The 21,045-nt window shown below is 54.4% G+C and carries 20 protein-coding genes and 1 pseudogene; 10 read left to right on the forward strand and 11 right to left on the reverse strand.

The features are described from left to right. Positions 1-49 precede the first annotated feature (49 nt). The 4 genes from pabB to FA91_RS10075 all read left to right on the forward strand — a co-directional run bounded on the left by pabB (position 50) and on the right by FA91_RS10075 (position 5,223). Positions 50-1,411, forward strand: a complete 1,362-nt coding sequence (gene pabB, locus FA91_RS10060) for an aminodeoxychorismate synthase component 1 (protein WP_034915296.1) — start codon at positions 50-52, stop codon at positions 1,409-1,411. Beyond that, positions 1,404-1,976 carry a CoA pyrophosphatase gene (locus tag FA91_RS10065; protein ID WP_034915298.1) on the forward strand — a complete coding sequence of 191 codons (573 nt, stop codon included), beginning with the start codon at positions 1,404-1,406 and terminating at the stop codon, positions 1,974-1,976. The genes pabB and FA91_RS10065 overlap by 8 nt, the downstream gene beginning before the upstream one ends. Positions 1,977-2,151: 175 nt before the next feature. Then, the gene (locus FA91_RS10070; protein WP_034915301.1) at positions 2,152-3,516 is read left to right on the forward strand and encodes an L-serine ammonia-lyase; all 1,365 of its coding nucleotides are present in this window, start codon (positions 2,152-2,154) and stop codon (positions 3,514-3,516) included. A gap of 144 nt (positions 3,517-3,660) precedes the next feature. Continuing rightward, positions 3,661-5,223, forward strand: a complete 1,563-nt coding sequence (locus tag FA91_RS10075) for a cyclic diguanylate phosphodiesterase (protein ID WP_034915302.1) — start codon at positions 3,661-3,663, stop codon at positions 5,221-5,223. Positions 5,224-5,261: 38 nt separating this feature from the next. Here FA91_RS10075 and FA91_RS10080 read toward each other — a convergent pair whose 3' ends face one another. After that, complete coding sequence (locus FA91_RS10080; RefSeq protein ID WP_034915304.1) at positions 5,262-6,827, reverse strand: TerC family protein; 1,566 nt, start codon at positions 6,825-6,827, stop codon at positions 5,262-5,264. A gap of 508 nt (positions 6,828-7,335) precedes the next feature. Here FA91_RS10080 and manX point away from each other — a divergent pair. The 4 genes from manX (at position 7,336) to FA91_RS10100 (ending at position 10,573) form a co-directional block, all read left to right on the forward strand. Continuing rightward, positions 7,336-8,304, forward strand: coding sequence for a PTS mannose transporter subunit IIAB (gene manX / locus FA91_RS10085; RefSeq protein WP_034915308.1), 969 nt, complete (start codon positions 7,336-7,338; stop codon positions 8,302-8,304). 60 nt (positions 8,305-8,364) lie between these two features. Further along, entirely contained in the window at positions 8,365-9,165 is an 801-nt protein-coding gene (locus tag FA91_RS10090) for a PTS mannose/fructose/sorbose transporter subunit IIC (protein ID WP_034915310.1), read from the forward strand. A 16-nt stretch (positions 9,166-9,181) separates the two neighbouring features. Beyond that, positions 9,182-10,036, forward strand: a complete 855-nt coding sequence (locus tag FA91_RS10095) for a PTS mannose transporter subunit IID (RefSeq protein ID WP_034915313.1) — start codon at positions 9,182-9,184, stop codon at positions 10,034-10,036. An 81-nt stretch (positions 10,037-10,117) separates the two neighbouring features. Continuing rightward, on the forward strand, positions 10,118-10,573 hold the full coding sequence (locus tag FA91_RS10100; RefSeq protein WP_034915316.1) for a DUF986 family protein: 456 nt from the start codon (positions 10,118-10,120) through the stop codon (positions 10,571-10,573). On the opposite strand, the gene rlmA is transcribed toward FA91_RS10100, so the two are convergent. The 5 genes and pseudogenes from rlmA to FA91_RS10125 form a co-directional block, all read right to left on the reverse strand. After that, positions 10,557-11,399 (reverse strand): 23S rRNA (guanine(745)-N(1))-methyltransferase, encoded by an 843-nt coding sequence (gene rlmA / locus FA91_RS10105; protein WP_034915319.1) that lies wholly within the window; start codon positions 11,397-11,399, stop codon positions 10,557-10,559. The genes FA91_RS10100 and rlmA overlap by 17 nt on opposite strands. Positions 11,400-11,566: 167 nt before the next feature. Further along, positions 11,567-11,776, reverse strand: coding sequence for a transcription antiterminator/RNA stability regulator CspE (gene cspE / locus FA91_RS10110; protein ID WP_001062678.1), 210 nt, complete (start codon positions 11,774-11,776; stop codon positions 11,567-11,569). Positions 11,777-11,831: 55 nt separating this feature from the next. Further along, positions 11,832-11,929, reverse strand: a pseudogene (locus FA91_RS21370) (DUF2627 domain-containing protein); the annotation flags it as partial. A gap of 538 nt (positions 11,930-12,467) precedes the next feature. After that, positions 12,468-13,469 carry an MBL fold metallo-hydrolase gene (locus FA91_RS10120; RefSeq protein WP_034915324.1) on the reverse strand — a complete coding sequence of 334 codons (1,002 nt, stop codon included), beginning with the start codon at positions 13,467-13,469 and terminating at the stop codon, positions 12,468-12,470. A 22-nt stretch (positions 13,470-13,491) separates the two neighbouring features. Beyond that, on the reverse strand, positions 13,492-13,761 hold the full coding sequence (locus FA91_RS10125) for a YebO family protein (RefSeq protein WP_034915327.1): 270 nt from the start codon (positions 13,759-13,761) through the stop codon (positions 13,492-13,494). A 218-nt stretch (positions 13,762-13,979) separates the two neighbouring features. On the opposite strand from FA91_RS10125, the gene FA91_RS10130 reads away from it, so the two are divergent. Beyond that, positions 13,980-14,216, forward strand: coding sequence for a YobH family protein (locus FA91_RS10130; RefSeq protein ID WP_034915329.1), 237 nt, complete (start codon positions 13,980-13,982; stop codon positions 14,214-14,216). A 27-nt stretch (positions 14,217-14,243) separates the two neighbouring features. Here FA91_RS10130 and kdgR read toward each other — a convergent pair whose 3' ends face one another. Further along, on the reverse strand, positions 14,244-15,035 hold the full coding sequence (kdgR, locus tag FA91_RS10135; protein WP_034915332.1) for a DNA-binding transcriptional regulator KdgR: 792 nt from the start codon (positions 15,033-15,035) through the stop codon (positions 14,244-14,246). A gap of 180 nt (positions 15,036-15,215) precedes the next feature. Here kdgR and FA91_RS10140 point away from each other — a divergent pair, with 180 nt between their 5' ends. Next, positions 15,216-16,592, forward strand: coding sequence for an MFS transporter (locus FA91_RS10140; RefSeq protein WP_034915335.1), 1,377 nt, complete (start codon positions 15,216-15,218; stop codon positions 16,590-16,592). Positions 16,593-16,625: 33 nt separating this feature from the next. On the opposite strand, the gene htpX is transcribed toward FA91_RS10140, so the two are convergent. From htpX to FA91_RS10160, 4 genes are all read right to left on the reverse strand, one after another. After that, positions 16,626-17,507, reverse strand: a complete 882-nt coding sequence (gene htpX / locus FA91_RS10145) for a protease HtpX (protein ID WP_034915338.1) — start codon at positions 17,505-17,507, stop codon at positions 16,626-16,628. Between the two features lie 234 nt (positions 17,508-17,741). Beyond that, complete coding sequence (gene prc / locus FA91_RS10150) at positions 17,742-19,757, reverse strand: carboxy terminal-processing peptidase (RefSeq protein WP_034915340.1); 2,016 nt, start codon at positions 19,755-19,757, stop codon at positions 17,742-17,744. A 19-nt stretch (positions 19,758-19,776) separates the two neighbouring features. Next, the gene (gene proQ, locus FA91_RS10155) at positions 19,777-20,445 is read right to left on the reverse strand and encodes an RNA chaperone ProQ (protein ID WP_034915342.1); all 669 of its coding nucleotides are present in this window, start codon (positions 20,443-20,445) and stop codon (positions 19,777-19,779) included. Between the two features lie 97 nt (positions 20,446-20,542). Further along, on the reverse strand, positions 20,543-21,043 hold the full coding sequence (locus tag FA91_RS10160; protein ID WP_034915345.1) for a GAF domain-containing protein: 501 nt from the start codon (positions 21,041-21,043) through the stop codon (positions 20,543-20,545). Between the last annotated feature and the right edge of the window lie 2 nt (positions 21,044-21,045).

Raw genomic sequence — 21,045 nt, forward strand, 5'->3', positions numbered from 1 at the left:
ATGGCAGGCTTGCATCCTGTTGCGATCCGAAACTGCTGAATATCTGTCTATGCCGCCTGTTTTTTTTCCGCTCGACTACGCCCCTGACGCGCTCACTGAATATTTTTCCGCCGTGGCCGACAGGCCCTGGGCAATGCTGCTGCACTCTGGTTTTGCCGATCACAGCGACAATCGCTTTGACATCATGGTGGCCGATCCGCTTATCACGCTCACCACGCGAGGGACGTTAACGCACACGGTGCGCGGCAGCGCGGTGACCGTCAGCGAAGACGATCCGCTGCGTTTACTGTCGAAGGCGCTGGCGGAGAGCGGTTTAAAGGCCGCGCAGAACGCCGACTTCCCTTTTCAGGGCGGCGCGCTGGGCCTGTTTGGTTACGATCTTGGACGCCGTTTCGAAACGTTGCCTGCCTGTGCTGAGCCGGATATTACCACACCTGATTTGGCGGTGGGCATCTATGACTGGGCATTGATAGCGGATCATCATCGCCAGACTTTAACGCTGGTGACCCATCGCGATGCGCAGGCGCGTCTCGACTGGCTTGCCGCACAACGCTCCCCGGCCAGGACGCCCTTCCGGCTCGCCGGAGCATGGCAATCGAATATGACGCGAGAAGACTATGGCGAAAAATTCCGCCGCATTCAGGCCTGGCTTCGTGCAGGTGATTGCTACCAGGTCAACCTGGCCCAGCGTTTCAGCGTAGGCTATAGCGGCGACGAATGGCAGGCGTTCAGGGCGCTGAATGAACAAAACCGTGCGCCGTTCAGCGCTTTTCTGCGTCTGGAAGACAGCGCCATTCTCAGTCTCTCGCCTGAACGCTTTTTGAAGAAAGTGGATTCGGCGATTGAAACGCGTCCGATCAAGGGCACCCTTCCCCGCCTTGATGATGAGGAAGCGGATCGTCTTCAGGCGCAAAAACTGGCCAGTTCGCCAAAAGATCGGGCTGAAAACGTGATGATTGTCGATTTGATGCGTAATGATATAGGTCGGGTTGCCGTGCCGGGCAGCGTCCGCGTGCCGCAGCTTTTTGCCGTTGAGGCTTTCCCGGCGGTGCATCACCTGGTCAGTACCGTCACGGCTCGTCTCAGCGTCGGGCATGACGCCTGCGATTTGCTTCGCGCCTGTTTTCCCGGCGGATCGATTACCGGCGCGCCAAAGGTGCGCGCCATGGAGATTATCGACCAGCTCGAACCTCATCGCCGTAATGCCTGGTGCGGCAGCATCGGTTACATCAGCGCCTGCGGCACCATGGATACCAGTATCACTATCCGCACGCTGATCGCCGGGCAGGGATACCTTCACTGTTCAGCGGGCGGCGGCATCGTCGCAGACAGCATCGAACAGGCCGAATATCAGGAAACGTTTGATAAAGTTAACCGAATACTTCCCTGCCTGGATGCGTTTCATGAGTGAGTTTTCTCCGGTGCTGGCACAGTTTTTAAGCCGTTTTGTGCTGCAATGCCCCCAGCCGTCAACGTCGTCGCTGCCGCTGCGTCGCGCTGCGGTGCTGGTGCCGGTCGTTAATCGCGCCACACCTTCACTGCTGCTGACCCGTCGTTCTTCAACGCTGCGCAAGCATGCTGGACAGGTGGCGTTTCCCGGCGGCATGATGGATGCCGGAGACGCCTCGCTGATTGCCACCGCGCTGCGTGAGGCGCAGGAAGAGGTCGCCATTCCGCCACACAGCGTGCGTGTGGTGGGCGTGCTGCCGCCGGTGACCAGCAGTACCGGATTCCAGGTGACGCCGGTGGTGGGCGTGGTGTCGGACAACGTTCGCTGGCACCCCAATGAGGACGAAGTGGAGTCCATATTTGAGATGCCTCTTGAGGAAGCGCTGCGCCTGGGCCGCTATCAGCCGCTGGATATTTATCGACGCGATCGCCATCATCGTGTCTGGCTCTCCTGGTATGAAGATTATTTTATCTGGGGAATGACCGCCGGCATTATTCGCGCACTGAGTCTTCAGGTCGCTGAATAGCGCGCTGCGTCACACTGATATCATGCTTTTCCGCTATCCTTAACGTCTGTACAGCCATAAGTTTTTCGCACGTGGTCGATTAGTTTTTTTCATGCGGCAATCCCACGCAGGATGATTACTATGTGCGCCACGATACGATGATTTTTGGCCCCGGCAATCTTATAAGGAGCGCGATGTGATTAGCGTTTTTGACATGTTCAAGATCGGCATTGGCCCATCAAGCTCCCATACGGTTGGCCCGATGAAGGCCGGAAAGCTTTTTGTTGATGAACTGGTTAACAGTGGAAAACTGGCAGACGTTACGCGCATCGCCGTTGACGTTTATGGTTCACTCTCGCTGACCGGCAAGGGTCACCATACCGATATCGCTATTATTATGGGTCTCGCCGGCGCCTCGCCAGAGAACGTAGACATTGATGGCATTCCCGCTTTTATTCGTGATGTGGAGCAGCGTCAGCGGCTGCTGCTGGCAAACGGCGAACACGAGGTGGAATTTCCACGTGAAGGCGGCATGGTATTTCGTAGCGATAATCTTCCGCTGCATGAAAATGGCCTGCGCCTGCACGCCTTTGCCCATGAGACGCCGCTTCTCACTAAAACTTACTACTCCATCGGCGGCGGATTTATTGTTGATGAAGAGCATTTCGGCCAGTCCACGCTGGACGACGTTGACGTCCCCTACCCGTTCAATTCTGCCAGAGAGATGCTGACGCACTGTCACGATACCGGTCTGTCGCTTTCCGGCATGGTGATGAAAAATGAGCTGGCGCTGCACAGCAAAGCGGAGATTGAAAAGTACTTTAGCGACGTGTGGCAAAGCATGCGCGACTGTATCGATCGCGGGCTGAATACAGAGGGCGTGTTGCCTGGCCCTTTACGCGTCCCACGCCGTGCCTCGGCGCTTCGCCGCCTGCTGGTGTCATCGGATAAGCTTTCGAGCGATCCGATGAACGTGATTGACTGGGTAAATATGTTTGCGCTGGCGGTGAATGAAGAGAACGCCGCAGGCGGCCGCGTGGTAACGGCACCGACCAACGGCGCCTGCGGCATCGTGCCAGCGGTGCTGGCCTATTACGATCACTTTATCCAGTCGGTCAGCCCGGATATTTTCATTCGCTACTTTCTTGCCTCGGGCGCGGTGGGTATTCTCTATAAAATGAACGCCTCGATTTCTGGCGCAGAAGTCGGCTGCCAGGGTGAAGTGGGCGTGGCCTGTTCCATGGCCGCTGCCGGGCTGGCCGAGCTCCTTGGCGCCAGCCCGGAGCAGGTGTGCGTCGCCGCTGAAATTGGCATGGAGCATAACCTCGGTCTGACCTGCGATCCGGTCGCAGGACAGGTGCAGGTGCCCTGCATTGAGCGGAACGCCATTGCCGCTGTTAAAGCGATCAACGCCGCGCGTATGGCGCTTCGTCGTACCAGCGAGGCCCGGGTTTCGCTCGATAAGGTTATCGAAACCATGTATGAAACCGGTAAGGATATGAATGCCAAGTATCGGGAAACTTCACGCGGCGGGCTGGCTATCAAGGTACAGTGCGACTGATGTATTCCGATCGCGGCCTGGCCTGTTAAGCCGCTGATTTATTAACCACTGTATTTCATGTTCACTCACTAAACTTACCGGGTAAACTGCCGATAACAGATATCCGGTCTTATGTGTGCGTGTCCGAGTAGAGGGTGGTTACTGATGCATATGTCCCATGAGGTTTTCGGACAGTTTCGCCGCAAGCGGTTATTCATCGCTGTGGTCGTTGCCGCATTGGTGCTCATCTTTACGCTTTTTATTCGTTTCATGGAAGAGAAAAGTCGCATTGAGCAGCAGTCGAAAACATTTGCGGGCAATGCTATTCAGCGTTTTGACCGCCTGTTTTCTCCGCTGGATATTGCCGCCAATAACACGTTAGGGCTGGTGGGGTTGCCGTGCGAGCAGATACGTTCGCAACTGATTGAAAAGCTCGCCAGTTTACAAACCGTGCGGTCGATTATCGTGGTTGACCGCGACACTCTTTACTGCTCAAGCATCTTCGGCGACAGTCATACCTCCTTCAGTGCAACCTGGCCTGAACTGGCGGTGAACAACCAGCGCATGATACTCAGTACCGACGATCATTTGCTTAAAGGCTCGCCCATTCTGCTGCTGTGGACGCCAAACGATACCGATAATCGTGCCGGCATCATCCAGATTATCAATATCGAAATGATGAACAACTACCTGCTCGAACCCACGCTGCCGTGGGTTGAGCGTGCAATACTCAACGTGGGTGGTAAGAGCCTGGAATACGGCAATCCAATGATAGAAGCGGCGTTGCCCTCTGCGGATGAGGTCAGTTACAAGGCGGAGTCATTGCGCTATCCCTTCTCCATCACGCTGTTTGGTCCTGCACCGGAGCGGCTGGCGCTGGAAAAACTGCCCTCGCAGCTGCCGCTGGCGCTCCTGCTGAGCCTGCTGCTGGGGTATATTGTCTGGCTGGCCACCGCCAACCGTATGAGTCTCTCCTGGCAGATTGGCTACGGCATCACCGCGCGGGAATTTATGGTTTATTGCCAGCCGTTGATTAATTCCCGTACGGGAAACTGTAGCGGTATCGAACTGCTGCTGCGCTGGCACAATCCGCGCCACGGGTGGATATCGCCTGATCTCTTTATTCCGCTGGCGGAGCGGCAGAATATGATCGCGCCCCTGACGCGGTTTGTGCTCAGCGAAGTGGTGCGGCATCTGCCCGATCTGCCCACCTGCACCTCTTTTCATATTGCGATCAACGTGGCGGCAAGCCAGTTTCATCAGCGGCAAATTATCAACGATCTGCAAAATATCTGGTGGCCTGCCAGCCCGGTGCCGCAGTTGATCGTCGAACTGACCGAGCGGGATGCGCTGCCGGAAGTCGATCGTCAGGTGGTTTCACAGCTGCATCAGATTGGCGTGAAGCTGGCTATTGATGACTTCGGCACCGGCCATAGCTCACTGTCTTACCTGAAGACGCTCAGTCCGGATGTGCTGAAAATCGATAAGGTGTTTACCGCCGCAATTGGCACCGACGCCATCAACGCGACGGTGACGGATATGGTGATTTCACTGGCGCAGCGGCTGAATATCAGTCTGGTAGCGGAAGGCGTTGAAACCGCTGAACAGGCGGCCTATCTGAAGGAAAGAGGTGTCGATGTGCTTCAGGGATATTACTATGCGCGGCCGATGCCGCTGGGCGATTTTCCCGTCTGGCTGAGCAGCCATAAGGTGAGACTCAGCGCCTGATGAAGCGTCTGCCACCAGACGGTGGCAGACGGGCAGGCTTATTGTGGGTTCTCTTCCTCATCATTGTCCGTTCGCGCACGCGTCACGCGCACCAGATCAACGCGATAGTCGGTTGCTTCAATAACCTGAAAGCGCAGCGGCGGCAGTTCAATCACTTCGCCGACCGTTGGCAACTGTCCCTTCTGGGCTATCAGCAGTCCCGCCAGCGACGCGTGGTCGTCTTCACGATTAACCAGCACCTGCGTATCCAGCAACTGCTGAAGCGAATGAAGATCGGTGCCGCCCTTCACCAGCCAGCCGTCGCCGTCGGCGATCACGTCCGGCGTTTCGTCCTCGTCCGGGAATTCTCCCGCAATAGCCTCCAACACGTCGAGCGGCGTGATCAGCCCCTGCACCACGCCAAACTCATTGTTCACCACCACAAAACTGCCTTTGGCGCGGCGCAGCACTCCCAGCAGGTTGATGGGATCAAGCGTTTCCGGAACAATGATTGGCGGCGTGGCCGCCGCAAAGGTGGCAACGTCGATACCATGATCCAGCGCGACCAGCAGCTCTTTCGCCCGCACCACGCCAATGATCTCATCCAGCTCGCCGCGGCAAACCGGGAACAGGCTGTGCGGCGTATCAAGAAGCTGAAGCCGAACTTCATCCACCGGACGCATCGCATCGACCCAGGAGATCTCGCCGCGCGGCGTCATGATGCTGCGTACCGAACGGGAAGCCAGGGTGAGCACGCCGTTAATCATGTAACGCTCCTCATCCTTAAACGCTTCCTGCGGCATCGCTTTTGCCACTTCGCTGCTTTCGCTGCTGCTCTCCTGCTGGCGACGACCGCCCATCAGACGCAGGATCGCCTCGGCGGTGCGCTCGCGCATCGGCCGTCTGGCCTGATGCCGCATAAAGTTTCGGCGGGCGATCTGGTTGAACAGTTCAATCAGAATTGAGAAGCCGATAGCGGCATAGAGGTAGCCTTTCGGAATATGGAAGCCAAAGCCTTCCGCAACCAGACTCAGCCCAATCATCAGCAGGAAACTGAGACAAAGCACCACAACGGTTGGATGTGCATTAACAAAGTTCGTCAGCGGTTTTGAGGCCAGCAGCATGACGCTCATCGCAATCACCACCGCCGTCATCATGATGGCAAGGTTGTTCACCATGCCGACGGCTGTGATCACCGCATCCAGCGAGAAAACCGCGTCCAGTACCACGATCTGCGTGACCACCGCCCAGAAGCTGGCGTAGGCCTTGTTGCCGTCGGCGTTGACTTCCCGGTTCTCAAGCCGCTCATGCAGCTCCATGGTGGCTTTGAACAGCAGGAAGAGTCCCCCGGTCAGCAGGATCAGATCGCGCCCGGAGAAACTGAATTCGCCCACGCTGAACAGCGGTTTCGTCAGCGTGACCATCCATGAGATAAGCGACAGCAGGCCCAGGCGCATGATCAGCGCCAGTGAGAGACCAATCAGGCGGGCCTTATCACGCTGCTTCGGCGGGAGTTTTTCCGCAAGAATGGCAATAAAAACCAGATTGTCGATACCCAGCACGATTTCGAGCACAACCAGCGTCAGCAAACCTACCCAAATTGAAGGATCCAGGAGAAATTCCATTACAGACTCCGAAAAAAGGCTGCCGGCGCAGACAGGATCGCGCAGCAGGGGTAAGCGTTGAGGGAGTGAAGCGTATCGTCAAAGGACGGAACAGAACTAACCGGGCTGGCCGGTAAAAAAAGAGAGTGGCGTCGGTGACGGTCCATAGAGGGGGCTGAAGCCCGTTACTCCTGTATTGAATAAGGAGCTTTACTCTAATCAGCGTCCAGGCTCGCGTCAAAATGTTTTCTTACATTTACACTTGTATACGTGCATTTCGTGCTGCACTTTTAAGCAATAGCGTCTGACAACGAGATCAGGGTCTAAATAGCTGAGCACCGTCACATAATTTATTTTTTCGCGTACTAAAATAAATCGCGTCGTAAGGTTGGGTTAAGTTTTTTCTTAAACGTCTTCCCAACACAATAACAGATTAATCTCTTTCATGATGATGGCTTCGGCACTCTGATGAAGATTCGCACGGCCCGCCTTCCGGGCGGCCATTGATGATTGTTTATGGAGGTAGCAGGTGACAATTGCTATTGTGATCGGCACACACGGCTGGGCTGCTGAGCAGCTGATAAAAACAGCCGAAATGCTCCTTGGGGACCAGCAGAACGTCGGGTGGATAGATTTTGTACCCGGCGAGAATGCGGAAACCCTGATTGAGAAGTATCAGGCGCGACTCACCGAGCTGGATACCAGTCAGGGCGTGTTGTTTCTGGTCGATACGTGGGGAGGCAGCCCGTTTAACGCCGCCAGTCGCATTGTGGTAGATAAGGCGAATCACGAAGTGATCGCCGGGGTGAATATCCCAATGCTGGTGGAAACACTGATGGGACGTGATGACGATCCCTCTTTTGACGAGCTGGTCGCCATCGCGGTTGAAGCCGGGCGTGAAGGCGTGAAGGCGCTGAAGGCAAAAGAACCTGAACCCGCGCCTGCCGCGGCGCCTCAGGTCAAAGCGGCGCCAGTGGCGCAAAAGCCAATGGGCGCCAATGACTATATGAAAATTGGCCTCGCGCGAATTGACGACCGTCTGATTCATGGACAGGTCGCCACGCGCTGGACAAAAGAGACCAACGTTACGCGCATTATTGTCGTCAGCGATGAAGTGGCTGCCGATCACGTCCGCAAAACGTTACTCACTCAGGTTGCGCCTCCCGGCGTGACGGCGCATGTGGTTGATGTCGCTAAAATGATCCGCGTATGGAATAACCCCAAATATGCGGGCGAACGCGTTATGCTGCTGTTCACTAATCCGACCGACGTTGAGCGTCTGGTTGAAGCAGGAGTAAAAATTCCCAGCGTAAATATCGGCGGTATGGCATTTCGTCAGGGTAAAACGCAGGTTAATAACGCCGTTTCGGTTGATGAGAAAGATATTGTGGCTTTCAAAAAACTCAACGAGCGCGGTATTGAATTAGAAGTTCGGAAGGTCTCAAGCGATCAGCGCCTGAAAATGATGGATCTGATTAACAAAATGGGCCGCCAGTAGCACTTTATTGCCTGATACGTCAGGTTTAACTCAGTTCACGAATGTCAGAGGAGAAGTGCAATGGAGATTACCACTCTTCAAATTGTGCTGATATTTATTGTCGCCTGTATTGCAGGTATGGGATCAATTCTTGATGAGTTTCAGTTTCACCGTCCGCTGGTGGCCTGTACCTTAATTGGTTTTGTTTTAGGGGATGTCAAAACCGGCATTATCATCGGCGGTACGCTGGAGATGATCGCGCTGGGTTGGATGAACATCGGTGCCGCCGTGGCGCCTGATGCCGCCCTCGCCTCTATTATCTCAACCATTCTGGTTATCGCCGGTGGTCAGAGCGTTGGCGCCGGTATTGCGCTGGCTATCCCACTGGCGGCGGCCGGTCAGGTGCTGACGATTATCGTTCGTACCATTACCGTCGCCTTCCAGCACGCGGCCGATAAGGCTGCCGAGAAAGGCAATCTTTCTGCCATATCCTGGATTCACGTATCGGCGCTGGTATTGCAGGCAATGCGTATCGCTATTCCGGCAGTGATCGTGGGCGTTTCCGTCGGCACCAGCGTTGTGCAGAGCATGCTTGAGTCCATCCCGGAAGTAGTGACCAACGGTCTGAACATCGCAGGTGGAATGATTGTTGTGGTCGGTTACGCAATGGTTATCAACATGATGCGTGCTGGCTACCTGATGCCGTTCTTCTACCTTGGCTTTGTTACCGCCGCCTTCACCAACTTCAACCTGGTGGCGCTTGGCGTCATCGGCGTGGTGATGGCTGTGCTTTACATTCAACTGGCACCGAAATATAACCGCGTGGCGGGCGCTCAGGCCGCGGGTCCAGTGGCTAATGACCTTGATAACGAATTAGATTAAGGAAAGGGTGAGAAAAATGGTTGATACCACAACAACTGCGACCACGCAGAAAAAACTAACGCCGGGCGACGTGCGTGGCGTGTTTCTCCGCTCTAACCTGTTTCAGGGTTCATGGAACTTTGAACGTATGCAGGCGCTGGGCTTTTGCTACTCGATGGTGCCGGTGATCCGCCGCCTCTACCCTGTTAACAACGACGACCGTAAACAGGCGATCAAGCGCCATCTGGAGTTCTTTAATACCCATCCGTACGTGGCTGCGCCGGTGCTTGGCGTCACCATGGCGATGGAGGAGCAGCGTGCCAACGGTGCGGCCATCGACGATGCGGCCATCAACGGCATCAAAGTGGGCCTGATGGGGCCGCTGGCAGGCGTGGGCGACCCGATTTTCTGGGGTACCGTGCGTCCGGTGTTTGCGGCGCTGGGCGCAGGCATCGCCATGAGCGGCAGCCTGCTTGGCCCGCTGTTGTTCTTCATTTTGTTCAATCTGGTGCGCATGCTGGTTCGCTATTATGGCGTTGCCTATGGCTACCGCAAAGGCGTTGATATCGTAGGTGATATGGGCGGCGGTTTCCTGCAAAAACTAACGGAGGGCGCCTCTATTCTTGGCCTCTTTGTTATGGGCGCGTTGGTGAACAAGTGGACCCACGTCAACGTGCCGCTGGTCGTATCACGTATCACCGATCAGACCGGCAAAACCACCGTCACCACGGTTCAGTCGATCCTCGATCAGCTGATGCCGGGCCTGATCCCGCTGCTGCTGACCTTTGGCTGTATGTGGCTGCTGCGCCGCAAAGTCAACGCGCTGTGGATTATCATGGGCTTCTTCGTGATTGGTATTTTTGGCTACTGGGTTGGCTTACTGGGGCTGTAAACGTTTCGCCGGGCCCCCTCCGGCGAAACGCTTTCGGACATCGCGCCCGGGTGGCGCGATGTCTTTTTTTGAGGACTGGAGATGTCGTTAACAGATTATGTCATCGTGGCCGTTATCGCGCTTTTCCTGCTTTATGCGATATACGATGAGTTCATAATGGATCGCCTGCGCGGTCAGACACGCCTGAAGGTGCTGCTGAAGCGTCGTAACAAGCTCGACAGCCTGATATTCATGGGGCTGATTGCCATTCTGCTCTACCAGAACGTCACCACGCAAGGCCCCAGGATCACCGCAACGCTCCTGATGGTACTGGCGGCGCTCTCTTTCTATCTCTTCTGGCTCCGCCGCCCCAAACTGTTATTTAAAGCGCAGGGATTTTTCTTCGCCAACGTTTTTATCGCCTATGCGCGCATCAAAAGCATGAATTTGTCTGAAGATGGCGTGCTGGTGATTGAGCTCGAGAATCGTCCGCTTCACGTCCACGTTAACAAACTGGACGATCTCGAACAGATTTACCAGTTTATGATCCAGTCATAACGGTTTCTTCGCGATGGCGACGCCAGACGCGCAGCGTAAAGTCCGTTTCACAGTCAAACTGCGGCGTTGTCGCCAGTACGCCCCAGACTTCCGGCCGGGCGCGCCAGGCCAGCGGCGTCATCTGCAACAGCGCGGCGGACTCTTCACTGTTAAGTGAGAAAGGATAGGCCAGCGACTGCTGTTCAATCAGCTCAAAACCCGGCATCTGCTCCGGCGTATCATCATGCAGCTTTACATCCTGATAAATCAGCGCTTTAAACTGAATAAGATGCCTTGGACCGGGCGTAACCGTCACCACATATCCCTGTTCCTTCACCACGCGCGCCAGCTCTTCAGCCTTGCAGGGCGCATAGATACGCAGCACGGCATCAAACTGATTCTCTGCGAACGGCAGACGATGGCTGGAGGCAACGCAAAACGCCACGTTACGATAACGCTTTGCGCCGTAGCGGATAGCGACCCTGGAGACGTCCAGACCATAAACCATCGCGCGTTCCCCTGCATGAAAGCGGGTTGCCACGGCATTGGTGTAATACCCTTCCCCACAGCCGATGTCCAAAACGTTGACCGGCTGTTCAGGCAGCAGACGCGCCAGCAGATCGCAAACCGCATCCCGTAATGGCTGATAATGGCCCGCATCAAGAAAGTCGCGTCTGGCCTGCATCATTTCCGCACTGTCGCCCGGCTGTTTTGAATGCCTGTGCTGCACCGGCAACAGGTTGACGTAGCCCTCTTTGGCCCGGTCAAACTGATGCCGGTTTTCGCAGCGCAAACCGCCTGATACAGGCAACAGCGGCTGATGGCAAAGGGGACAAAGATAGGACATAACCACGCTCCGGTTCAGATTTGAGGCGGCATTTTACCGGAAAGGCACTGACAAACGGCAAAAAATTTTTCTTCAACAAAAAAGCCCTGCCGCCAGGGCAGGGCTTTAGTATTCAGATTTTTGCCCGGATCGCGCGCAGTGCGGCAATAGCAGGCTAAGATCGAGAATTAGATAGCGGTAACGTTCACAGCAGCAGGGCCTTTCTGACCATCCTGAATTTCGAACTCAACGTTCTGGCCTTCAGCCAGCGTTTTGAAACCATTACCCTGGATAGCAGAGAAGTGTACGAATACATCTTTGCTGCCGTCGGCTGGGGTGATGAAACCAAAACCTTTAGACTCGTTGAACCACTTAACCTGACCTTTAATCTTTGCCATTTTGCAAATTCCTTAGAGTGTTTATTCGCCCGGAGGCTTACGTACAAAAACCAGAGACATTACTGCATGAGGCACGAATTAATACTCGGCAAGGAAGCGGTATTCAACGTCAACGTCTTTACTCGAAACTTCTTTACTGATGATGCCTTGCATAAACAGAAGTGTACCTCGTTTTACTTCATGCGTTATCACATATTCGTTAATTGATGGCAAGTTATTTTTAAGCATTAACAGATGCGCCGCACACAATTGAAACAGCCCAAACCGACGCATTGATAAGGAAGCATCGTTCTGAAAGCGATTACATTAAAATAGTATTTTTGCATGTCAAATATTGTTACCACCACTGCAAGGGATGCTTTACGCCGCAGCGCGCAGCACAGCCTGTGACAGGGCAAATTTTCGCCCTTTATCACCGCCTGTTTATTACCGTTTTATGGCATAGCTTACATCAAAAACTTCATTTAAATTAAAGCAGATTCAACGTAAGACAATCCGCTCCGTTGTACAAGGAAATTAATTTGGTACAAGTTTAAATTAATTGCACCAAAAAAAGGAAGGGTGTCATTCCGCTGCCCCATTAAATGGCAACAAGAAGAATAATTAATTTCTGCCCCGCTCTCGAATAGAACCTTTATATAACATCTGCGACTAAAGTTAATTGCCTCGCAATAGCAATTTAGGATTATTCTTAGCAGGGTTTATTTAAGGCCATTTTCGCCCCTATTTTCCATGCGGTGAAACGGCTTTTATCCAGTCCCGCTTTATCCATTGCTGCCGCAAGCTGTCGGGGAGGCTCATCAAGCGACTCGTCCGCCAGTTCGAATACTCCCCAATGAATAGGAATGCTAACGGGTTCGCCTGATGCAGCATGAAGAGCAACCGCTTCTTGCGGATCCATGTGCTGCGCCTGCATGAACCATTTTGGTGCATACGCGCCCACCGGCAACGCTGCCAGCGTAAAAGGCCCCAGCTGTTGCGGAATAGCCAACAGCGCTTCGCTGTATCCGCTATCGCCTGTGAACCAAAAATTTATCAATTCAGTTTTTATTGTCCAGCCACACCATAGCGAGCGGTTACGATCAAAAGGCGTGCGCATGCTCCAGTGCCTGGCGGGAACGGCATGGATCGTGGCACCCGCCACGTCGGTTGCTTCCCACCAGTCAAGCTGAGTAATGTGCCGCGCACCGCGCCGATGAAACCAGGGTTCGAGCCCAAGCGGCACCACAAAATGCACCTGCGGAAAGCGACGAAGGATTTTTTTGACAGTGGGAGCATCAAGATGATCGTAGTGACTGTGCGAGATCAGCACGCAATCAAGCGTCGGCAAATCGTCGATATTAAGCGCAGCAGGTGTTCTGCGCTTCGGGCCGTAAAAGCTGACTGGCGAAACACGCTCAGACAGTGCGGGGTCAATGAGTATATAGCGCCCTGCCAGCCTCAGCAGGATACAGGCATGCCCCAACCACCAGACGGCGTCTTCACTGCCGCAAAGATCGGCAGGCTGCCACCACGTCTCAATAAAACGTTCATAGCCCAGCGCGGGCGGCAAGGGCAATCCCTGTGCCTTCCGCTCTTTACGCCAACGATTGAGATCGCCATTTTTACGTAGATCCGGGTCAGCAGCATTGCGGAACCCTTCTGGTGAATGGTGCGCTTTAGCAGGATCGTACCAGGGATTTTGCCAGGCCATGCTTACATCCTTTTTGCGTTTATTAACGTTCAGGGATTAAACGAATAAAGTCTTTATTATCATCCTGCCCGTCGGACGTGGTTTCCGTTTTCTCTTTACCCACGACGGAATCCGTCAGTTTACGCAGCATCGCATTTTGACGCTTCTGCTCTTCCAACAGCGCCTCCAGCAGTTTGATCTGTTGATTTGCTCTGACACTGGCGCGATTGATAAAAAACCAGATCACAACGCCTGCAAAAAACAGGACGACGGTTATTATTGGCGCGAACATGCCGTTTGCCAGTTCGTTCATAGAGGCTTCTTTACTCCCGTTACGTAACGCTACAGATGTGCATGGATTTTACCCTGTCGATTGCAAAATAGTAGCCAGAAAGAAAAGAATTCAGAACCTTCACGCAGGCATTATGTGCCAGGTTGTGTATTCTCTTTACCCATTGCGAGCCTTTTCGCAGTCCTGATTAACGTGACCGGACACAAGCCTGTCTGCGATAAATATTTTACGAGGAACCCATGAGATTTTTGATTCGCATTGTTTCGCTGCTGATTCTGATCTGGCTTGCGCTACTGGTTACCGGTTACGGCATACTGGCCGGGAGCTCGGAAAACGTGGCAGGAATGGGGTTGCAGTGCCGTTACCTTACCGCCCGCGGCGTTGTTTCGGCTCAATATCTGCATACGGACAGCGGAATTGTTGGCGTTACGCAGTGCCCCTTGCTCAAGAAAAGCACTGACGTCATTGATAATTAAGCCAGCCTTGCCGGCTGGCCTGATTGCTCAGAAAGGGTAGTCGCGGTAGCCCATCTGCGCGGATAGCTTTCCGGCCGCTTTATGCAGCATGGCGACGTAATTTTGTTTCTGCCCGACATCGAAACGAATAGTCGGAAAGGAGATACTCATGCCTGCGACGACCACGCCAAAGCGGTCAAAAACCGGCACGGCAATACAGCGTAATCCCTCTTCCTGCTCTTCGTTGTCTTCGCCGTACCCCTGCGCCCGCACCCGATCAAGCTGCGCAATGAGCTCTTCCGCGCTGCCAACGGTACGTGAAGTGCTACGTTTGAACGTCACTTCGCTGAGGATCTCTTCCACTTCCGCCCGGTCGCGCCAGGCCAGCAACACCTTGCCGATAGCCGTGCTGTAAAGCGGATTACGGCGGCCAATCCGTGAATACATACGCAGGTTATACAGGGAATCAACCTTGTGGATGTAAACAATACTGTCTTCCTCCAGCGCGCCAAGGTGGATGGTCTCTTTGGTATGGCGGGAAAGCTCGCGCATCTGAATATCGGCGCTGCGGATCAGATCGACATTCTCAAGCGCCTTTGCGCCCAGCTCGAACAGTTTAAGCGTTAAGGTATATTTGTCGGAATCGCCTTCCTGTGCAACATAACCCAGCGATTTCATCGTCTGTAAGAAACGATATACCGTGCTTTTTGACATCATAACTCGCTGAGAAAGCTCGGTTATCCCATGCTCTCTCTCCTCACCCAGCGCTTGCAAAATGCCAAAAACCTTCATCACTGAAGATACCGCGTCAGGTTGTTTATCCATATCGCTGCTTACCATAGCTTTTTATCCGTTTCAGAAAAAATGGAACACTATTTTTAGTATACGTTTTGACGTGCCTTCTGCGCAATGCCGTGGCCTGCCCTCACCGGGCTTTTGCACAATTAAAAGCGTAGCCATTGGATCATTCAGTAAAAAACCCCTAGCATGGACATTCCCTCTGCTGACATCTTCAGGTCTATGCCGCAAATTACTCAACCGGACGGTTTACCCGTTCCACAGCGCTATGGCGCAATCCTGGCGATTGCGTTGGGGATCACTGTTGCCGTGCTGGATGGCGCGATCGCCAACGTTGCCTTACCGACCATTGCGCACGATCTGCATGCCAGCCCGGCCCGCTCGATCTGGATTGTTAACGCCTACCAGCTTGCTATTGTTGTGGCGCTGCTTCCGCTCTCGTTTCTTGGCGATATTATTGGCTATCGACGCATCTATCAGTGCGGACTGGTGGTGTTTACCTGTACGTCGTTACTTTGTGCACTGTCCGACTCGCTGACCACGCTGACGGTGTCGCGTATTCTCCAGGGCTTTGGCGGCGCCGCCCTGATGAGCGTCAATACGGCGCTGATCAGGATCATCTATCCGCAGCGCTATCTGGGGCGTGGGATGGGCATCAACTCGCTGATTGTCGCCGTTTCAACGGCGGCGGGCCCAACCGTGGCGGCGGCGGTATTGTCGGTTGCCTCATGGAAGTGGCTGTTTCTGATAAACGTTCCCGTGGGCATTGCAGCGGTGGTGCTGGCATTACGCTTTCTGCCGGATAATGCGCAAAGGCCAAAGGATCAGCGCTTTGACGTTCTCAGCGCGCTGATGAATGCACTGACCTTCGGCCTGCTGATTTCGGCGCTGAGCGGCTTTGCGCAGGGCCACAGCGGCAGCGTGGTGTTGGCTGAACTGGCAGCGCTGGCAGTGGTCGGCTTTCTTTTTATTCGCCGTCAGCTACGCCTGCCCTTTCCGCTGCTGCCGGTTGATCTGTTTCGCATTCCGGTTTTTTCGCTTTCTATCGGTACCTCCATCTGCTCTTTTTGCGCGCAGATGCTGGCGATGGTTTCGCTGCCCTTTTTTCTGCAAACGGTGCTGCACCGCAGCGAGGTGGCAACCGGCCTGCTGCTCACGCCGTGGCCGCTGGCGACAATGGTGATGGCGCCGGTCGCCGGACGATTAATTGAGCGCTATCACGCCGGCTTGCTGGGCGCCATCGGGCTGGCGATGTTCGCCCTCGGCCTGTTTGCGCTGGCACTGCTGCCTGACGCGCCGGGTGACCTGAATATTATCTGGCGAATGGCACTGTGCGGCGCAGGGTTCGGTCTTTTTCAGTCGCCGAATAACCACACGATTATCTCTTCAGCGCCACGTCATCGCAGCGGCGGCGCAAGCGGAATGCTGGGTACAGCGCGCTTACTGGGCCAGACCACCGGCGCGGCGCTGGTGGCGCTGATGTTTAACCTGTTCGATGCGCAGGGAACGCATGCCTCGCTCCTGCTGGCGGGAAGCTGCGCCACGGTTGCCGCCGTGGTCAGCGCCCTGCGGATAACTCAACCGCGGGCGCAGCTGTAACGAAAAAAAACCGGGCTTTTCAGCCCGGCTTTATTATTTGAGATAGTGACCGCTGCGTAGCGCTTCAATGCGCTTATCCAGCGGCGGGTGCGACATGAACAGCTCGCTGAAGGTTTTTGATTTGCCGTTGATACAGAAGGCCATCATGGTACTCGCCTCCTGCGGTTCATAGCTGGTTTTCAGGCGTTGAAGCGCGGCAATCATCTTTTCACGACCGACCAGCCGTGCGGAACCCGCATCGGCATGGAATTCACGGTGGCGTGAAAACCACATGGTAATGATGCTGGCAATAATACCGAAGACCAGCTCCAGCACCATTGAAACCGCAAAATAGACCAGCGGATTACCGTTGCTGCTTTCACCCTCTTCGCGATCGCCAGACATAAAACCTGCGGCAACCTGCGCAAGTATGCGCGAAATAAAGATCACAAAGGTGTTCACCACGCCCTGGATCAGCGTCATGGTGACCATGTCACCGTTGGCAATGTGGCTGATTTCATGCGCCAGCACCGCTTCCGCTTCGTCACGGCTCATGTTTTGCAACAGGCCGGTCGAAACGGCAACCAGTGACGCATTCCGGCGGGCGCCGGTAGCGAAGGCGTTGATATCCGGCGCATGATAAACAGCCACTTGCGGCATCGCAATGCCGGCCTGTTGGGCCTGCTGCGAAATAGTCTGCATCAGCCAGCGCTCGGTTTCATTGCGCGGCTGCTCAATAACTTCACCGCCAACGGAACGCAACGCCATCCACTTCGACATCAGCAGTGAAACAAACGCACCGCCGAAGCCAAACAGACCTGCCATGATCATCAGGCCCTGAACACTGCTTGACTGAATCCCCGTCAGGCTGAGGATCAGCCCAAAGACCACCATTACGCCCAGGTTGGTCAACAGGAAAAGCGCAATACGCATCATATCGTTTAATCTTCCTCAGTTATAAAAATCGCTTGTAGCGGTTATCCATCGTAGGGGCAGATCAAAACATTTCAAGCACTCTTAACCTTTAAGTCACTAAAAAGACATAACTTTACACTGCGCCGCTCTCTTTACGCGCTCAGTCAAACCGCAAGCAGTCAACGGCGAGTCGCCCAAAAAAAAAGCACAGCCTGCGCTGTGCCTTTGGTGTTATTTGCTGCCCGTTGCCGGCGATTAAGATTTTGTTAATCGCGCCAGATCGTTAGCGATATTGACCGTCTCATCAAGGTAGGGATCCGGCTCTTTATACTCTTTCGGCAGGTCTTCCAGCTTAGCCAGCGGTTTTTTGCCTTCGCGCTTCATGCGTGCATTGATTCGCTCAAGGCGCAGCGCATCATCTTCATGGTTCTCTTTCTCACGCTCGGCAAGATTCAGCGAAATGGTTTTACGCTTGTCTTTCATCGCGTTGAAGCGAGCAATATCCTTGATGATGTACTGAAACTCCTGATCGTTGGCGATGCGATCCTGATGTGCCTTCAGCAACTGCGCGCCAAACGGTTTCAGATCGCCCGTTTTGGTAAAGCTGGCGGCGTTGATGCTGTCCCACGGCAGCGCGTTGTCTTCAAACTTCTCGCCGGTTTCCACGGCTTCAACGCCGGTTGGCATCAGCAAATCGGGAGTTACGCCTTTCCGCTGCGTGCTGCCGCCGTTGATGCGGTAAAACTTCTGAATGGTGTACTGAACCGAACCCAGCGCAGGCCATTCAGGGCGCAGCATCTGATCATAAATACGATTCAGTGAACGATACTGCTGAACGGTGCCTTTACCAAAGGTGGGTTCGCCCACGATCAGCGCCCGGCCATAATCCTGCATCGCAGCGGCAAAAATCTCCGATGCCGACGCACTGAAGCGATCGACCAGCACCACCAGCGGCCCTTTATAGAACACCGTGCCATCGGTATCGCTGTCTTCACGCACTTTACCGTTGTTATCACGAACCTGCACCACCGGGCCGGACGGGATAAACAGGCCGGAAAGCGATACGGCTTCCGTCAGCGCCCCGCCGCCGTTAGTACGCAGATCAATGACGATGCTGTTCACATTCTGCTTTTGCAGTTTCTGAAGCTGCACTTTTACGTCATCCGTCAGGCCCACGTAGAAACCGGGAATATCCAGCACGCCGACTTTCTCTTTGCCGACGTTATGCACCGTCATTTTCACCGCCCGATCTTCAAGGCGAATTTTCTCACGCGTCAGCGTCACGATGCGCGTTTTGGTGCCCTTACCGGCAGGCAGCACTTCCAGCCGAACTTTACTGCCTTTCGGGCCTTTGATTTGTGCGACAACGTCGTCGAGACGCCAGCCAATCACATCAACAATCGGCTTGCCGGGCTGGCCGACGCCAACAATACGATCGCCAACGGTGATCGCTTTGCTTTTCGCCGCCGGGCCGCCCGCTACCATTGAGTTGATGACGGTATAGTCTTCATCCATTTGCAACACCGCGCCGATACCTTCGAGCGACAGGCTCATTTCGGTATTGAACTGCTCGGTATTGCGCGGCGAGAGATAGTTGGTGTGCGGATCGATTTCATGCGCAAACGCGGTCATCGCCATCTGGAAAACATCTTCACTGTTGCTCTGCGCCAGGCGGCGAATAGCAAACTGATAGCGTTTGGTCAGAACGTCACGAATTTCTTTTTCGTCTTTGCCGGTGAGCTTAAGGCTCAGCTCGTCATATTTGACCTTCGCGTCCCACAGCTGATTAAGCTCAGCGGTAGTTTTTGGCCACGGCATCTTGCTGCGATCGGTATCGATCGTGTCATGACCGGTAAAATCCATCGGCTTATTTAACACCGTCAGCGCGTATTGATAACGCTCAAAACGACGCTTTTGCGCAAGATTATAGATTTCGTAAAAAACATCCAGCTTGCCGGTTTTCAGCTCGTCACTCAGCAGCGTCTTTCGCGAAGAAAACTGCTCAATGTCAGAAACCAACAGCACGTTGTGGCTGTAGTCGAGAAGATTAAGGTATCGCTCAAAAATCTTGACGGAAAAGTCTTTATCAAGATCGAATTGACGATAGTGCGAACGCGTAAAGCGAGACGAAACGCGCTCGCTCACGGTAGCGTGCTGCGGCTCCTGATGGAGCTGGGGGATCTGATCGGCGCGCGTGATGCTGTCGGCGGCGAAAACGTTTCCTGCAAGCAGCAACCCTGCAATAACGGTGGTTTTAAAAAAGTTGTTCATGCCCTGATTGGCCTCCGTTTCAGAACTGTAAATGTTCTGCGCGTACGATCATTGCCAGACCGGAAGCCAGTTGAACCCGGACGCCATCTTTAGTGACTTCAAGAATGGTTGCGTCCATTGCACTTTTGCCTGCGGTGACTTTAATGCTCTGGCCCGGCTGAAGTGCGGCGGTGTCGGTGACGGGTTGCGTGCGCGGTGGCTGACGCTCTGCGGAAGGCGCGCGTCCGGCAGCAGGTTTGCTGCGAACTTTGCGCGGCTGCTCACCTTCTGCAGAAGGTTTCGGCCTGCGCGGACGGCGCGGCGCGGTCTCTTCACCCGCTTCACGTTTTTTCGCCTGCTGCTGCTCACGCTGCGCCTGAACGCGCGCTTTCGCTTCTTCAAGCTGCTTACGGGCATGTTCTACGTGCTGCTCATCCAGTTCGCCGCAGGCATTGCCATCGAGATCCACGCGGGCTGCGCCTGCTTTGATGCCGTACAGGTAGCGCCAGCTCGACGTGTAAAGACGCAGCGCGGAGCGAAGCTGGGTTTTGCTCAGGTTCATTTCGCCCTGAACGCGTTCAACCAGATCCTGAAAGATACCAATCTTCAGCGGTTTTGCTTCGCCTTCGGCACTAAAGCATTGCGGGAAACGCTCGGCCAAAAAAGCGATGACTTCTTTACTGCTATTCAACTTAGGTTGATTTTCCATGAATTTTCCTGATTACAACGGAATTGCCAATAAGCCGCAGGCATGAACAGGCGCCATTATAATGACCCCATCGGCAAATGCTACGTTATCCAGCGCTTTAGCTGTGTTTCATCGCAATAAATTTTTGCAGATCGGTTTCAGCCAGCACCTTACACAGTCCGTCGGTCAGGGCTTTCAACCCTTCTTCATCCTGCTGGTCGAAGCGATGATGCGTTACGCTGTCGATGTCCAGTACGCCGACCGTCTGGCCGTTAACGATCAGCGGCAGAACGATTTCCGCATTGCTGGCGGCATCGCAGGCGATATGCCCCGGGAAGGCGTGAACATCGGCGACGCGCTGAATCACGCCCTGCGCCACGGCGGTACCACAAACGCCTTTACCCACAGGAATGCGCACGCAGGCGATTTTCCCCTGAAACGGCCCCAGCACCAATGTGTCGGGTTCACTCAGCAGGTAAAATCCCGCCCAGTTCACGCTTTCCAGCCGCTCAAATAATAGCGCACTGCAATTGCCCATGACGGCAAGAAAACTGGTTTCACCCGCAATCAGGGCGTTCGAATCGCGGGTCAGTTCCGCATAAAATTCTGCTTTAGTCATTA

The sequence above is a fragment of the Erwinia sp. 9145 genome (assembly GCF_000745075.1).
In the GTDB taxonomy this organism is placed as follows: Bacteria; Pseudomonadota; Gammaproteobacteria; order Enterobacterales; family Enterobacteriaceae; genus Erwinia; species Erwinia oleae.